This is a genomic window from Winogradskyella sp. R77965, assembly GCF_044594915.1.
Lineage (GTDB): Bacteria > Bacteroidota > Bacteroidia > Flavobacteriales > Flavobacteriaceae > Winogradskyella.
Genome location: NZ_CP138990.1, coordinates 1,423,086 through 1,439,376 on the forward strand (window position 1 = coordinate 1,423,086; position 16,291 = coordinate 1,439,376).

A 16,291-nucleotide genomic window follows, 5' to 3' on the forward strand; every position below is an offset into this window, starting at 1 on the left:
CGAGAACCAATTATATAAATAAAAGCTTCTCGATACTATTCCTCATACTTCGGAATCACTCGAAGTGACATAAAACATAGCCAGCGTCAGTTCGAGTGTCCCGATATTTTAGTCGGGATGCACTTCGACAAGCTCAGCAGAACTATCGAGAACAGTATCATAGAAATCAATAAGCTTCTTTATACAATTTTCTATTCGGAAAGCTTTCCATATCAAAATCACTCAAAATGACGTAATACTGAAATAATTATGATCATATCACAAGAAAACATACAAAAGGTGCTTTACGAACTATTCGTTAAGTATAATTTTACCAAAGAGAAGGCCCAATTGCTAGCCAGTGTATTTACAGAAAGTACTTTAGATGGTGTAAGCTCTCATGGCATCAATCGTGTACCGCTTTTTATTGAGCACATCGAAAAAGGAGTCATTAAAATTGATGCCGAAGCCGAAAAAGTAGCCTCTTTTGGCAGCATAGAGCGTTGGGATGGCAATTTTGGCCCAGGTATTATAAATGCAACAAAATGTACAAACAGAGCCATAGCATTAGCAAAACAACATGGTATGGGATTAGTGGCATTGCGGAATACCAATCATTGGATGCGCGGTGGAACATATGGAAAACAAGCTGCTGAAGCGAATTGTATGTCTATTCTTTTTACAAATACAAAACCAAACATGCCGCCTTGGGGAGGAAAAGACAGCAGAATAGGAAATAATCCCTTTGTAGTATCCATACCAAGAGAAAAAGGTAATGTGATATTAGATATGGCAATTTCTCAATTTTCATTTGGTAAGATTAACGACTATAGATTAAAGGGCGAAAAGTTACCGTTTCACGGAGGTTGGGATGATAACGATGAACTCTCTAATGATCCTGATAAAATTTTATCAAAAGAACGCGGTTTACCCATTGGATATTGGAAAGGTTCTGCCCTTTCTATGGTGTTAGATATGCTAGCCACCATATTATCTGCCGGAAATTCTACATACAGAATAAGTTCAAAAGACATTGAAACAGGTATTTCTCAAGTGTTTATCTGCATATATCCTGAGGTATTTAACGATAGCGAACTACAAGAAAAACTTATGGATGAAATCATTGATTATACACATAATGTAGAACCTATAAATTCTGAAGATAAAATTTACTATCCAGGAGAACGCAGCTCACAAACCAGAACAAAAAATTTGAAAGACGGCATTTTTGTGAATGAAAGCATTTGGGAAAAGATTATGCTGCTATCTAAAAAATAAGCAGTTTTACAACAAGATGAATAATTAATTACCATTAATCACTTTCTAACGTAAATTTCACCAGATGTTCTATTTGGTTTGTATTTGCTAAACTAATAACTAAAACACATACCGCACTCTTATGAATCACTATGATATCATAGTCCTAACAGACCATCGCTACTTAAAAGATAGCAAAGACACTTATAAACATAATGTCTTTTATGAAGACGAATTAGTTGTTAATGCCTTAAAAGCTGAAGGTTTAAAGGCAAGTCGAAAAGCTTGGGACGATTCAGAGTTTGATTGGTCAACAACGAAGTCCATTCTATTTAGATCCACTTGGGATTATTTTGATCGTTTTGAAGAATTCTCTCAATGGTTAAGTAATGTTGCCAAGCAAACACAGCTTATTAATTCTGAACGTTTGATTCGTTGGAATATCGATAAGCATTACCTCTTAGATTTAAAAAACAACGCCATTCATATTCCTGAAACAGAATTCATAGAAATCGGTGCTGAGTGGACGCTCAAAGCCTTACACGATAAACTAAATTGGTCAGAAACGGTTCTAAAACCTTGTATCTCTGGTGCTGCCAGACATACTTATAAACTAAATACAGAAAACTTAGACGCTCACGAAACTATATTTACAGAATTAATTAAAAGTGAAGCTATGATGCTTCAACCTTTTCAGCATAATATTGTAAGCCAAGGTGAAATCTCTATGATGGTATTTAATGGGCAGTTTACGCATGCGATTTTAAAGAAGGCGAAAACAGGTGACTTTAGAGTTCAAGACGATTTTGGTGGTTCTGTGTATGACTACGCACCTACTGAAGATGAAATTCGTTTTGCCGAGCACGCCACAACAGGTTGCCCTGAACTTCCACTTTATGCACGTGTTGATATCTTTACAGATAACAATGGTAAATTAGCCGTCTCAGAATTAGAGCTTATCGAACCCGAACTATGGTTTAGAAATCATCCTAATGCTGCTAATGTTTTGGCTAAAGCCGTAAAGAAAAAACTAAACGCTCTGTCATTGCGAGGAAAGAGGAACGATTGACGTGGCAATCTTTTAAATAGAAACGGAAACATTAAACAGATTATTCATGCTATTATTATTGTTCTTTTAAGGTATTCATGAATGCTTCGCATTTGCCGCGCTTCGCTCGCAATGACCGTTCAATTCGCAATGACAGTCCAAATTGTACTATTTTTGTAAAAAACAACAACTCTATCTTGGCAAAAAAGAGAAACTTGAAACTTACTATTTTTAAATAATGCTTGTTACATCCTTAAGCTATCAATGCACTTGAAATTCCGACAAAGTCGGAAGCAACGATTTTCAGAAATAATGAGCTAAAGATAATGTTGTTATCTAAATCAAGGATTGAAAACAAAATAATAATTAAAGAATAATCAATAATGTATTAGCGAATGATACCACAGGTAATTTCCTAACAAATCGTTTTGGCTTTTTGATTCGTTTTGTGTCAAGACAAAATGAATAAAGAACAACATCTAATGGCAAAAAAACTAACAACAAAACGCATTCTAAAAATAATAGGAGGAGTCATCATTTTCTTCACCCTACCAACCCTCCTACTCTTCGGGTTTATGTATCTCAAATACAACGAACCCTTACCAACAGGACTACAAGGAGAAAAAGCGGATCAACTAGCAAGTAAAATGCTAACTGCTTTAGACGAAGACGCCTATCATAATACCGATTATTTAGAGTGGACCTTTAAAGGCATACACCATTACAAATGGTACAAAACCGATAAGAGCTGCGAAGTGTCTTGGGATGACATTACAGTGATTTTAGATCTAGAAAATCATGACAATTCCATAGTTTTTGCAGCGAAACAAGAATATAACGATAAGGAAAAACACGACTACATTCATAAAGCCGAAAGTTACTTTAATAACGATTCGTTTTGGTTGGTAGCACCTTATAAAGTTTTTGATGCTGGTGTAGAACGTCGATTGGTAAAAACAGAAGACAACAAAGACGCCCTTTTAGTCACGTATACCTCTGGAGGAACCACACCTGGAGATTCCTATTTATGGCATTTAGATACTACTGGGAAACCAACAAGCTACCAAATGTGGGTCGCTATCTTACCTATTGACGGATTAGAAGCCACTTGGGAAAACTGGACCACCACAGAAAGTGGAGCGCAATTACCATCGGCTCATAAGTTGTTGTTTTTGGATTTGGACATGGGAAACGTAAAAGGATTAAAACTATAAATTTATTTTTCAGACTCGGTTGAATAGATTAAACTTCCTACTTCTAGCTTCCAGCTTCCAGCTTCTAGCTTCTAGCTTCTAGCTTCTAGCTTCTAGTCAACACACGTTAATAAATCCCTAAAACCTTTTGAAAATTCCACAAAAGTCAATAATTTTGCAGTATTCTTAATTTAAACCTATAAAATTATGAAAAAGCTATTTTTTACCCTTGTATTTTTCGGATTCTGTTTTATGTTGAGTGCTCAAACCGAACCTAAGGCTGGAGATGAACTAATTATTAATGCGCCAAATGCGCAAACCTATAACCATATAAAATTTCCAAAACCAAACATTCTAATTAAGCGTGGTACAGTGACAGGCTATAAAGGCGTTTATAAAAACAAAGTTGTGGTTAATGAAGTGATTACAGATAACAAAGGAAATACTTATGTAATCTTAAAGAAAAAAGATGGCAGTAAATTCTTTGGATATTTGAGTAAAGTGAAAGCCAATTATGCCAAAGCTATTGAAGCGAATGAAATTGCTATGGTAAAGTAAAATATTACCGTATTATAATATAGCGAAAGTGTTCTGTTAATTCAGAGCACTTTTTTGTTATTTATTATTGTGGAAACCAACTAAAAGAAAAACAACTGCTAAGGCATAAAGCAACAAATAACCAAACAAGCAAAACCCATATTCCGACAACGTCGGAAGCAACGATTTTCAGAAATAATGAGCCATAAACATTATTTTAAAATAAATCAAGGATTGAAATAAAAATGCGAATTAGGTTCTCAAACAGCTATGTATTAGCGAGTGGTGCTTGCAATTTCCTAACAAATCGTTTTGATCTTTTGATTCGTTTTGCATCAAGGCAAAATGAATAGAAAACCCTACCTCTTTCTGCTCTTAGACTTCACCTCTTTAATCTTAACATAAATCAATTTCATACGCCCTCTAGAATCCTCACGACGTTCAATCTCAAAATTAGGAATCGACTTAATCAACGGAGTTAATTTCTGAAATCCATAATTTCTAGAATCAAAATTAGGCTGTTTCTTCTGTAACAAACTACCCACATCGCCCAAAAACGCCCAACCATCATCATCAGAAACATCATCTATGGTATGAGAAATAAACCGAATCTCTTTTTGAGTGATTTTATCGTAGCCACTTTTAGACGTTTTAGTCGCCGTTGCAGAAGCGGACTCACTATCTGAACCTTGCTGTTTTAAAATCTCGATATAGATAAACTTATCGCAAGCCACAATAAACGGATTCGGTGTTTTCTTTTCACCAATACCATACACTAACATACCTGCTTCTCGTAAACGCGTTGCCAAACGTGTAAAATCGCTATCGCTAGACACCAAACAAAAACCGTCGACTTTCTCGGAATATAAAATATCCATCGCATCGATAATCATAGCAGAATCTGTGGCGTTTTTACCAGTGGTATAACCGTATTGTTGTATGGGAGTAATGGCATTTTCTAAGAGCATATTTTTCCATTTAGATAAATGCGGTTTGGTCCAATCGCCATAAATACGTTTTATGGTTGGGTTGCCGTATTTGGCAATTTCCTCCATCATTTCTTTAACGTAGGCTGATGGGATGTTATCTCCATCTATTAGTACTGCTAGTTTTATATCCATTCGGTTGTGTCTTCTTTTAATAATTTGTTTAAAGGTAATGGGTTTATAACTAAAAACTATTCTAAATGAAGTGGTTTTATAACATACTATTGCTCTTTAAGATGATTGTAAGTAAGTATTAATCTTCCCTATAACTAATCCAATCCCGAATCCCACCACTTTCACGATTTATTATAACATCGGCCTTATAACGCTTGGCTAGTGTTTTAGCCATTATGCATCATATCCTACACGATCCAATAAAACTCAAACATCCGCAAGTTTTTTATTAATTTTTCAATACCTTTAATTCTTATAAAAGTTAATTTCTATGATCATATTATATGTATTTCTAGGTTTTATAGTGTTGTCCGCATTTTACGGCATTGGCATTTATAACAAATTGGTAAAATTAGGCACACTCGTCGATGAAGCCTGGAGTGGTATTGACGTGCAATTGAAAAAACGCTATAATTTAATACCAAACCTTATAGAAACTGTAAAAGGTTACGCCAGCCATGAAAAAGAAACCTTTGAAAATGTCACCAAAGCCAGAAGTCAAGCTCAAAATGCCACCACTGTTGAGGGCCAACAAGCCGCTGAAAATCAGTTAAACAAGGCGTTAATTAATCTAAATGCGGTTGCGGAACAATACCCAGATCTTAAAGCCAATGAGAATTTTTTAAACTTGCAAAACGAATTGTCAGTTATAGAAGGTGATATTGAAAAATCGAGACGTTACTATAATGGTACCACACGCGATTATAACATTTTAATTGATTCGTTTCCATCTAATATTATTGCCGGCATCACTAAGTTTAAAAAAGCAGCATTTTTTGAAATTGATATTGCAGCAGAACGCAAAAATCCACAAGTAAAATTTTAAGCGTTGAAACAACTCTTATTTGTTATCCTATTCGTTAGCAATGCTTTTGCTTCGTTTTCACAAAGTGAACGTGTACTTTCTTTTCATTCGGATATTGTAGTCGATACCTCAAGTACCATTACAGTAAAAGAGTCTATTAAAATTTATGCCAATGGCAACATTTTTAAAAGAGGCATTACACGCAGCATCCCAACGGTTCGTGTGGATAGTTCTGGGAAAAAGATTAATAACGATTTTAAATTACTAGCTGCAGAAAAAGATGGTAGGTCATCAAAATACCATACCAAAAGCGGTAGTGGTAGCATTACTATTTATGTGGGTGATAAGGATGTGTTTTTAAGGGATGGTGAATACACTTATACCATTACCTATAGCATGCGAGGACAAATTCGCTTTTTTGAAACTTATGATGAACTCTACTGGAATGTTAATGGTTTTGGTTGGGCTTTACCTATTGGTGCAGTTTCGAGTACAATCACATTGCCAACCGATGGAACCATTATTCAGAATGCGTGTTATACCGGACGCTATGGTAGCACGAGTAGCAACTGTAGCGCAACAGCACTATCTGAGAATAGTATAAGCTTTAATGCTGCTAATCTAGGCGCTGGCGAAAACTTAACTGTGGCTGTAGGGTTTAGCAAAGGTAGTGTTAATAAACCTCCTCCACCTCCACCTCCAACATTTTTTCAAAAGTTTGGAGCGCTTATTTTAAGCGGAATTATCAGTTTAGCACTCTTATTTTATTACGGATTCACCTGGTTACGTTTTGGTGTCGATCCACCAAAGCCAACCGTAATTCCACAGTGGGAAGTACCACATAGCATGACACCTGCTTCTGCAGGCATGTTAGACAAACTGCGCTATCATGGTGATTTAATTACAGGCTCTATTATTAGTTTGGCTGTTAAAGGCTATCTAAAAATTGAAGAACAAACACAGGAGTATGTTTTTGGATTGTTTAAAAGTAAAACGTTCGTCATTCAAAAAATAAAGGAAGATTCAGGATTGCTCGATGCTGAAGAAAAGGTGCTGTTCTCAAAATTATTTTCTAGTACAGATACGGTCAAATTAGATGGAAAATACGATGACAATATAGAAAGTGCCGTGACTGCGTTTAAAGCCTCACTACGAAAGCAACATCATGGTTTAATTTACCAAGGTTTTAATTATAAATTCTGGATCATTCCATTGTTAACAATAGTTGCTTATGTAGTGTCATTTGTGGTACTCGTTACAAAATACTTTGAAGGCGACAATGATGGCTTGGTATTCGCTGTATTCTTAGCTCTAAACATAATATGCTTTTTGATTTACCAATTTTTAATTCGGAAACCGAGTTTAGAAAAGTTGAAACTCAAATCATCAATAGAAGGCTTTAAAATGTACATGAATGCAGCCGAAGAAACGCAAATTGCACACTTTAATCCACCAGATTTAACACCAGAAATTTTTGAAAAACTATTGCCTTATGCTATTGTATTGGGAGCAGAAGATGTTTGGGGAGACAAATTTCAGAACCTCATCAACACCGCTATGGTTGATAAAAGTTATCAACCCACTTGGTATGCTGGTCGTGTTGGCAACTTTTCAACATTTAACCATACCTTAAATTCATCCTTATCTAATTCTATTAGCCGATCTGCAACACCACCATCGAGCAGTGGTAGTGGTTCAGGTGGTGGCGGATTCTCTGGTGGTGGCGGAGGCGGTGGCGGAGGTGGTGGCTGGTAGTTGTTGCTTTCTGTGTTTGATTACTATTAATCTTCCTTATAACTAATCCGATCTCGGATTCCACCACTTTCTCTGTGGATAATGACATCAGCATTATAACGTTTGGCTAGTGTTTTTGCTTTACGTATCGCTGTACTTTGCTTTCTATGCTTAGAAGTGATGCGCTTATTACCTTCGCGTCTTACAGCCCAACCGTCTTGGTAAGGCACGACGTGTTGGTGCCAGGTTCGTTTTCTATTATTGCCATATCCTAACGCTTTTAAGATGGCTTCTATTAGGTTTTGGATGGCTTGGGTGAGGTTATTTTGTTTTGGCATGATAAATTAAATTTCTATCACATAAAGGTTACAGCAATGCTTAATTAAATACTGAGTTTCCATTTTTTAAGATTAAATAATAAACAACTAATTTAATTAACAAACCAAATTTATACATAATTACCCGTTATGAATAGTTATAATTAAGATTGTTTTTTTATTTTGGTGTATAAATTCCAACAATTTTAGTGTTTTACGAGAAGGATACAATAAAACATATTATAGGGTTAGTGGCAAGTGCTGGTCTTACCATGGCTACTACATCTGGTTCTAATATTATTGCTGGCCTTGTCAATACTATTGCGAGTGGTGTTTTAGGTTCTTATGTGAATAACCTTAATTATAATAAGTTAAAAGGCATAATACAAGACATTGACCCGGAGGATCTGAATCATGATATTAAAAAAATTATTATCTATGCTGTTGAAAATTGTATTAAAATAATATGCGACACCTATACAAAACGTTATTTTTTAAAAGATTATCAGAAATTAAGATTAAATGACTTTGAAAAGCAATTATTAAATGAAATAAGAGGCTTAAAAGATAAAATTTATGGCGAAAATGACTCCATTTATCGACAAATCGAAAATCCTCAATCTGTTGACCAGCTTTTTGAATTATTCAACTTATCAGTTGATAATTTTCCTGACGTAAATGCAAAATATCCATTTGGCACCTATTTTAAAAATGAATTTATTCCAATGTTGCAATTATCTTTTGGCGAATTACTAAAGGATGAAAAAAGCAGACCTGCTCTTATAGCATACCAACGCGACGTATATCAGACTTTAGATAAAAAATTAGATCTGTCAATTGAACAGAATAATTTAATTCTTGACAAACTCAGTAGTCCATCCGAGAAAGTACAAATGTCCAATTTCAATGATTCATTAGTTAAAGTAAAATATGAAATCTCAAGTAAAAAAGAGTCTGCCACTTTACTACCAGAGTTTGAACAACAAATTGAGTCATACTACGAAACTATTCGTAAAGATGTTGCTGAGGTTCTAACTGGAATTGGAGAAATTAAGGAAGGTATAAACAGGAATTGGCTTTTAAAACATAAGGTTTATGTTATTTCTATTGGCGTCTTACTTTCAACAATAATAGTTTTTCAGATACATCGAATAAATACACAACCCTTTGATATGGTAATAAGTATAAAGAAAGAAGATCATATTCATAGGGAATATCCACCAATAGGCAAGCACAGAAGTCCTAAAGTTAGAATAGATTTCCCAAATGGCGAACCAGTAATAAAAGAATTAACCTCAGACAGAACTATCTTAATAAACGATATACCAAACAAGTACTTAGATAAAGAAATTACCATAACTTTTGATGATAAATATTATACCTTCACAAAAGAGCGCTTAAAACTTGAAAAGTCAAATAAGATAGTTTATGTAAGACCTAATAACTATTTATCTAATGTTGAGGGTTTTGTTTACACTTTAGATTCTGGACTACAGCGTCCTCAGAGTAATATAAAAATTTCATCCCCTTATTATGCCCTAGAAACTGTTACAGATTCATTGGGTTTATTCTCTATAGAAATCCCTATGGAATATAGAAAAGAGTATTTTACACTCAAAATAGATTACCATAACCAAACCTTCATAAAGACATGTATTGTTGGATCTGGTTGCGATATCCGAATCGACGATAAATGAAAAAGCTTATAATTTGTTCAATCATATTGTTAAATCAGTTTTGTTTGGCTCAAACGAAAAATGAATCTGGATATATTTATGGTAAAGTCTTACTCCAAAATAGCGAGACAATTCCTGTTAGAGGTATTTCAATTGATTCTGACCAAGCCAATGCAAAGGATTCAGATATAAATGGAAATTTTGTTTTGTTCTTTCCAAATTCAATACCTCCAGATAATGTAAGTATTAAAATTGGTAATGAGCTTAATTTAGTAAATGAGATTGAAGATACACAAGGTAACTTATATAATTTATATAAGCCCTCTAGTGATCTACTAAATAAATACAGCCTTCCTGAATATCCACAAAGGGACTCACTCTATATATACCTAGTACCTATTGGTGAGTTTGCAGAAAATATTGAATCCGCAAATAGAGGTCTTAAAGAAGATTTGATTCGAACAAATTCGGCATTGCTTGTAGAACAGAACAAAAATAATTCACTTATAAGAGCAAATCTTATAAAGGATAACAAAAACGAAAAGTTACAAAACGAAAACCGGCAGTTACAGAAAGAAATAGACAAGAATGAGGAATTTTTAATAACTGGTAAAACTTACAAGCAAGCATACCTTTTAGTCCAAAAAAAAACTGATAATGCAAGCAAGCGATTAAAAACGTTTATTGAGTTAATCGAAAAAGGAACAGCAATAAACAACGCAATTAAAACTTTAGACACGGATAAAGCATATTCAGAAAGTGCAATAGGCTTAGATTTTGCTATTAGGGGTATTGAAGAAATAGAAGCCTATATTATTGCAACATCTAATGATTATTTTAAGAGAGAAGAGGTTATTAGTAGTTTTGACTTGATTACAAAAATTTATAAAGAAAACCCAAGATTAATTACTGATGGGAGCACCAATTTTTTATTGAAAAATTTTAATGCCAAACGGAATTTTCTGATTGGAGAATTTGAGCCTTATGAATTTTACGATGATTTGTATTTTTATTCATCCTACGGCAATAGAGTCAATGGCGATAAGCGCAGCATTTTTGAAGATTTAATTTATGCTAAGGCCATAAAAGATAATTATCTTGAAATCCTAGAACATGATGATAGCAATAGTTATACAGATGATTACACGTTCTATTGGTATTTAGCTAGAGCATGCATGGCTTTAAAGGACTATAACAAAGCTCTAAACTACACAATGATTGCTCGCGATTTAAGCCTAGAATATCCTCTATTGGATGCCAATAATGAAACGAACTTCAGAAAGGCATTGTCGCATAGATATATTATTGATGAAAGAGATCTTTTAAATGACCAAATAAGATTGCTTAGCCAAATTGGCTTTATACAGTACCTAATAGGTAATCATAGGCCATCTCTAGATTTTCTTGTTAAAGCAATTGATCTTCAAAAACCGATCAGCTATAATTTATTTGCACCAATACCAAAACTAGACTTAATCGCAACCTGTATAGCCTTAGGTAAAAAAAAGAAAGCACAAAGTTTATTCTATGAGTTTTATAAAAGTGCCTTAAAAGAAAATGAGAATATATCAGCTGAGTTAGAAATGTATCATGAATTTAGAAAGGGGCATAATAATAATCTGGACGAGTTTTATATTGAACTCATAAAATATTTGAATATAATAGAGAAAAGAGTCAAAGAACCAAATTACTATTTCAATCTAAGAAGCGATTTATCTTTTAGGATAGGTGAATTTTACCTAAATAAAAATCAATATGTTTTAGCTGAAAAATATTATAAACTTAGTAATGAAATATTAAAAAAAGATTTAACTGAGGAAATAGTTACCAAAACTAAATATAGTCAGCATAGGATTTTAAAAACAATTGCAAAGAACTTATCAACCATAGCAGAAATGTGGGCTTCAATAGAGAAGTTTGATTTATCCGAAATTGAATATGGTAATTATTTAAAAACATTAAAGGAGCTTCTAAATCAACCAGAAGATATTTATGGACCAAACGAATTTCTTAGAGATTGTGTAATTATTTTAGATAAATCTAAATATGATGATTTATCTACTAAAAATTACGTTCCGAAAAAAATAGGCATAGAGATTATTAAAGCTATGAGAGAACAATTACCAAATTCTAGTTTGGACTCAGGTAGGCTTCAGTACTATATAAAAAAAATTAATAAATATGAACTCTATTTTACTCAATTAAATTTTCTTGTTTATTTAAGAGAATACCATTATGATAAATTATATTATGGAACCTTGTCAAAAAGCAATGATTTACATGATAAAATTGGGACATTAAATTACGAAGAAGCCATGATATACATTGAAGATATTATTGGCGATTTTGAAACTTATCTCAATAAATATCCCAATGACACAGTAGCCACAACGAATTTATGTTCGTTCTATAGGGATTTTGGACTTGAGTACTTAAATCATAAGAATGTAAGTTTAAGGATGTCAGCGGAAATAGGCTTAAAGGGTTACGAAGCATGCCCAGACGAAAAGTACTTGCTTTCTTATAGTGCTTTTGCATATCTAGCCAATGGTAACTTAAAAAAAGGGATTAAAATCTATAGAGATAATATGGATATGCATTATAAAGAACAGGGTTACAATAAACTTAAAGAATATTTTCTAAAAGAACTGTTGCGTCTCCAGCAATTTGATGAATTTAAACAATTACAAAGTGGTGGTAAATATTATGACTTATTTCTCACTGCTAAAAGTATTTTAGATAATTAGAAATTCTGATAACCTTGAAACCAAGGTATTCTAAAATATAGTGCCAAAAGTCAAAATCCTAAAGCCGTCTAATCAATCGCACTTAATGCTAATTACGTTTTTTTGTTATCACCAACTGACTAAATCAGATACTATGGCTTCTATTAGTTCTTATGCAGGATCGACGATGATACTTCGTCGAGACATGAGCGTAATTTAATTAGATGGTGTCTAATTTAGAACATTTTAAATCTTATACCTCAACTTTTTTCCAGATCAATTCACTATTCAGAAGAAAACTACCGATATAATCAAAATTACAGTCCGATGGTGCAATAATAGATAAAAAGGGTTTGTCAGCTTTATCGCGATACAAATGATAGGTGTCGCCAATAATCGGTTCAAAACTATAGCGCGAGTTATACACCAAGGTGTTATACTCTAACTCTTGCATCATCTTATCGTACTCTGCTTTGAGTTCTAAATACTTGGTTCTAATTTGCTTATTCGCCTTATCGATATTTCTAGATTTCCAAGTCGAATTATCAGTCACTTGTATGGCAGGAGCACCAACATTAGTCGCATACGGTTTTAAAGATGCATCATAACGTTCGGTGTCTTCGTTGTAAACAATCTGATCTGGTTTTTTGGATTTAGTCATCTCACAAGCGTTTTTGCAAAGATAAAGCTGATTTGGGTTTCATTTATAGGAATTATGAAAATTTTGTCTTTACGGTTCTATAGATGCATCTTCTTTCAAAACCTGTGAGCAAACCTTCACTCCGATTTAACAACTATAATTTGTACCTTTGCACTTTTGCTAAAAACACAGACCGATTTTAACCATTTATGAGCCAATTCAACGATTCTATTGAAGTAAAAGGAGCACGCGTTCACAACCTAAAAAATATAGATGTTACCATTCCCAGAGAAAAATTGGTCGTTATTACAGGACTTTCGGGTAGTGGTAAATCATCCTTAGCCTTCGATACTATTTATGCAGAAGGACAACGTCGTTACATAGAAACCTTTTCGGCTTATGCACGTCAGTTTTTGGGCAGTTTAGAACGTCCTGATGTGGATAAAATCGATGGTCTCTCGCCTGTAATCGCTATTGAACAAAAAACCACTAGTAAATCACCACGGTCTACCGTTGGTACGATTACCGAAATTTATGATTTCTTACGCTTACTCTATGCCAGAGCAGCAGATGCTTACAGTTATGAGACTGGCGAACAAATGGTAAGCTATAACGATGAACAGATTAAGGAGCTCATCTTAGGCTCTTACAAAGGAAAACGGATTAATATCTTATCTCCTGTGGTGCGTTCTCGTAAAGGGCATTACAGAGAATTGTTTGAGCAAATTGCTAAGCAAGGCTTTGTAAAAGTGCGTACCGACGGTGAAATCGTTGACCTTGAAAAAGGCATGAAGTTAGACCGTTACAAAACGCACGATATTGAGATCGTTATCGATAGACTAAAGATTGATGATTCCCAAAATTCCAAAACGAATTCGGACACTGAGCGTAGCCGAAGTGAAGATAATGAGAAGCGTCTTATGGAATCTATAAACACAGCTATGTATCATGGTGATGATGTGCTGATGGTGATAGACCAAGAAACCAACGAACCGCGTTTTTTTAGCCGGAATTTAATGTGTCCTTCGTCTGGAATTTCGTATCCTAATCCAGAGCCGAATAACTTCTCCTTTAACTCACCAAAAGGTGCTTGCTCTAATTGTAATGGTATTGGGGAATTATATGTGGTGAATGCACGCAAATTAGTTCCTGATGAGAGCTTATCCATAAAAAATGGTGCTTTAGCTCCGCATGGTCCTCAGAAAAAAAGTTGGATTTTTAAACAGTTTGAAACCATAGCGCAACGTTTTGAGTTTTCGCTGGGTGATGCTTGGAAAGACATTCCAGAGGAAGCGAAACAAATTATTCTCTACGGAGGAAAAGATAAGTTTACCGTAGAAAGCAAACTACTGGGTGTGAGTAGAGATTACAAAATTGACTTTGAAGGGGTTGCCAATTTTATTGAGAGTCAGTACCATTCGGATTCTACATCCTTAACCCGTTGGGCAAAAACCTATATGGATAAGGTAGAATGTTCGGTTTGTGAAGGCTCACGCTTACGCAAAGAATCCTTGTATTTTAAAGTAGATGGTAAAAGCATTGCGGAATTGGTAATGATGGATATTGTAGAACTTGGTGAGTGGTTAGATGGCTTAACCGAACGTTTATCGAGTAAACAACAGCAGATATCTGCCGAAATTATCAAAGAAATAAGAAATAGAGTCCAGTTTTTATTGGATGTCGGATTAACGTATTTATCCTTAAATAGAAGTTCTAAATCCCTTTCTGGTGGAGAAGCACAACGTATAAGATTAGCAACTCAGATCGGTTCACAATTGGTCGGAGTGCTATATATTTTGGATGAACCGAGTATTGGTTTACATCAACGCGATAATGAAAAATTGATTAATTCTTTAGTGTCGTTGCGTGATGTTGGTAACTCAATTATTGTTGTAGAACACGACAAAGATATGATAGAACGTGCCGACCATGTGATTGACATTGGTCCTTTTGCAGGCAAACATGGAGGCGAAATTATAAGTGAAGGTACACCAGAAGAATTGCTTAAACATCATACCTTAACCGCGGCCTACTTAAATGGAGAAAAAGAAATTGAAGTTCCTAAAAAACGACGCAAAGGCAATGGCAAAAAGCTCGTTCTAAAAGGCTGTACTGGTAATAACCTAAAGAATGTGGATGTAGAATTTCCTTTAGGGAAAATGATTGGTGTGACTGGAGTTTCAGGTAGTGGAAAATCCACCTTAATTAACGAGACGCTCTACCCGATTTTAAATGCACATTATTTTAATGGAGTGCGGAAACCAATGCCTTACAAAAGCATTAAAGGCTTAGAGCATTTAGACAAAGTCATTGATATTAACCAATCACCTATTGGAAGAACTCCACGAAGTAATCCTGCAACATACACTAAGACGTTTGATGAAATTCGTAAGTTATTTGCCATGATTCCTGAAGCTATGATTCGTGGTTATAAACCTGGTCGTTTTAGTTTTAATGTGAAAGGAGGGCGTTGTGAAACTTGCCAAGGAGGTGGCTTGCGTGTTATTGAAATGAACTTTTTGCCAGACGTTTATGTAGAATGTGAAACGTGCCAAGGTAAACGCTTTAATAGAGAAACCTTAGAGATTCGTTATAAAGGCAAATCGATTAGTGATGTTTTAAACATGACGATTGAAGAGGCTGTTGGTTTCTTTGAACATATTCCAAAGATTTATCGAAAGCTAAAAACCATAAAAGATGTCGGTTTAGGCTATATTACTCTAGGCCAACAAAGCACCACGCTCTCTGGTGGTGAAGCGCAGCGGATTAAGTTAGCCACAGAATTGAGTAAACGAGATACTGGTAATACCTTTTATATCTTAGATGAACCAACAACTGGCTTGCATTTTGAAGATATCCGCGTCTTAATGAAAGTCTTAAATAAACTGGCCGACAAAGGCAATACCGTTTTAATAATAGAGCACAACTTGGATGTTATAAAAACCGTGGACTACATTATTGACATCGGTTACGAAGGTGGTAAAGGAGGTGGACAAGTTGTCGCCAAAGGTACACCAGAACAAATTTTAAAGGATAAAAAGAGTTATACAGCCAAGTTTTTGAAGAAAGAACTGAATTAACAATATATTACCAAATTACACTTGTCTTAGTGCTATTAAAAGCATTATATTAGCTGGTTAGCAAAAGTTTTGCAGTTTGAAGTGTAAAGTGGATTATGAAGCATAAAGACCGAATACTATTTACTAAACACGAGATACT

12 protein-coding genes are annotated in these 16,291 nt (G+C 34.6%); 9 read left to right on the forward strand and 3 right to left on the reverse strand.

Going from position 1 to position 16,291, the window contains the following annotated elements:
• Window positions 1-249 precede the first annotated feature (249 nt).
• The 4 genes from yiaK to SJY34_RS06415 all read left to right on the forward strand — a co-directional run bounded on the left by yiaK (window position 250) and on the right by SJY34_RS06415 (window position 4,035).
• Window positions 250-1,257, forward strand: coding sequence for a 3-dehydro-L-gulonate 2-dehydrogenase (gene yiaK / locus SJY34_RS06400; protein ID WP_400080216.1), 1,008 nt, complete (start codon window positions 250-252; stop codon window positions 1,255-1,257).
• 121 nt (window positions 1,258-1,378) lie between these two features.
• Complete coding sequence (locus SJY34_RS06405; protein WP_400080219.1) at window positions 1,379-2,305, forward strand: RimK family alpha-L-glutamate ligase; 927 nt, start codon at window positions 1,379-1,381, stop codon at window positions 2,303-2,305.
• A gap of 461 nt (window positions 2,306-2,766) precedes the next feature.
• Window positions 2,767-3,498 carry a hypothetical protein gene (locus SJY34_RS06410; protein ID WP_400080222.1) on the forward strand — a complete coding sequence of 244 codons (732 nt, stop codon included), beginning with the start codon at window positions 2,767-2,769 and terminating at the stop codon, window positions 3,496-3,498.
• Window positions 3,499-3,684: 186 nt separating this feature from the next.
• Window positions 3,685-4,035 (forward strand): hypothetical protein, encoded by a 351-nt coding sequence (locus tag SJY34_RS06415; RefSeq protein WP_400080225.1) that lies wholly within the window; start codon window positions 3,685-3,687, stop codon window positions 4,033-4,035.
• Between the two features lie 338 nt (window positions 4,036-4,373).
• Here SJY34_RS06415 and SJY34_RS06420 read toward each other — a convergent pair whose 3' ends face one another.
• On the reverse strand, window positions 4,374-5,135 hold the full coding sequence (locus SJY34_RS06420) for an NYN domain-containing protein (RefSeq protein WP_400080228.1): 762 nt from the start codon (window positions 5,133-5,135) through the stop codon (window positions 4,374-4,376).
• A 310-nt stretch (window positions 5,136-5,445) separates the two neighbouring features.
• Here SJY34_RS06420 and SJY34_RS06425 point away from each other — a divergent pair, with 310 nt between their 5' ends.
• Both SJY34_RS06425 and SJY34_RS06430 read left to right on the forward strand, forming a co-directional pair.
• A complete protein-coding gene (locus tag SJY34_RS06425) occupies window positions 5,446-6,000 on the forward strand; it encodes a LemA family protein (RefSeq protein WP_400080231.1) in 555 nt (184 codons plus the stop codon).
• Window positions 6,001-6,003: 3 nt separating this feature from the next.
• The gene (locus tag SJY34_RS06430; RefSeq protein ID WP_400080234.1) at window positions 6,004-7,734 is read left to right on the forward strand and encodes a DUF2207 domain-containing protein; all 1,731 of its coding nucleotides are present in this window, start codon (window positions 6,004-6,006) and stop codon (window positions 7,732-7,734) included.
• A gap of 26 nt (window positions 7,735-7,760) precedes the next feature.
• Here SJY34_RS06430 and SJY34_RS06435 read toward each other — a convergent pair whose 3' ends face one another.
• Complete coding sequence (locus tag SJY34_RS06435; protein ID WP_400080236.1) at window positions 7,761-8,051, reverse strand: DUF2188 domain-containing protein; 291 nt, start codon at window positions 8,049-8,051, stop codon at window positions 7,761-7,763.
• A 188-nt stretch (window positions 8,052-8,239) separates the two neighbouring features.
• On the opposite strand from SJY34_RS06435, the gene SJY34_RS06440 reads away from it, so the two are divergent.
• Window positions 8,240-9,727 (forward strand): hypothetical protein, encoded by a 1,488-nt coding sequence (locus SJY34_RS06440; protein WP_400080239.1) that lies wholly within the window; start codon window positions 8,240-8,242, stop codon window positions 9,725-9,727.
• A gap of 44 nt (window positions 9,728-9,771) precedes the next feature.
• Complete coding sequence (locus SJY34_RS06445; protein ID WP_400080243.1) at window positions 9,772-12,453, forward strand: hypothetical protein; 2,682 nt, start codon at window positions 9,772-9,774, stop codon at window positions 12,451-12,453.
• Between the two features lie 232 nt (window positions 12,454-12,685).
• On the opposite strand, the gene SJY34_RS06450 is transcribed toward SJY34_RS06445, so the two are convergent.
• Window positions 12,686-13,093, reverse strand: coding sequence for a DUF2452 domain-containing protein (locus SJY34_RS06450; protein ID WP_400080246.1), 408 nt, complete (start codon window positions 13,091-13,093; stop codon window positions 12,686-12,688).
• Window positions 13,094-13,281: 188 nt separating this feature from the next.
• On the opposite strand from SJY34_RS06450, the gene uvrA reads away from it, so the two are divergent.
• A complete protein-coding gene (uvrA, locus tag SJY34_RS06455) occupies window positions 13,282-16,152 on the forward strand; it encodes an excinuclease ABC subunit UvrA (protein ID WP_400080249.1) in 2,871 nt (956 codons plus the stop codon).
• Window positions 16,153-16,291 lie beyond the last annotated feature (139 nt).

Excerpts from the sequence above, each read along its gene's own strand:
- yiaK (WP_400080216.1), top strand. The coding sequence starts at position 250 with ATGATCATATCACAAGAAAACATACAAAAGGTGCTTTACGAACTATTC.
- SJY34_RS06405 (WP_400080219.1), top strand. The coding sequence starts at position 1,379 with ATGAATCACTATGATATCATAGTCCTAACAGACCATCGCTACTTAAAA.
- SJY34_RS06410 (WP_400080222.1), top strand. The coding sequence starts at position 2,767 with ATGGCAAAAAAACTAACAACAAAACGCATTCTAAAAATAATAGGAGGA.
- SJY34_RS06415 (WP_400080225.1), top strand. The coding sequence starts at position 3,685 with ATGAAAAAGCTATTTTTTACCCTTGTATTTTTCGGATTCTGTTTTATG.
- SJY34_RS06420 (WP_400080228.1), bottom strand. The coding sequence starts at position 5,135 with ATGGATATAAAACTAGCAGTACTAATAGATGGAGATAACATCCCATCA.
- SJY34_RS06425 (WP_400080231.1), top strand. The coding sequence starts at position 5,446 with ATGATCATATTATATGTATTTCTAGGTTTTATAGTGTTGTCCGCATTT.
- SJY34_RS06435 (WP_400080236.1), bottom strand. The coding sequence starts at position 8,051 with ATGCCAAAACAAAATAACCTCACCCAAGCCATCCAAAACCTAATAGAA.
- SJY34_RS06450 (WP_400080246.1), bottom strand. The coding sequence starts at position 13,093 with ATGACTAAATCCAAAAAACCAGATCAGATTGTTTACAACGAAGACACC.
- uvrA (WP_400080249.1), top strand. The coding sequence starts at position 13,282 with ATGAGCCAATTCAACGATTCTATTGAAGTAAAAGGAGCACGCGTTCAC.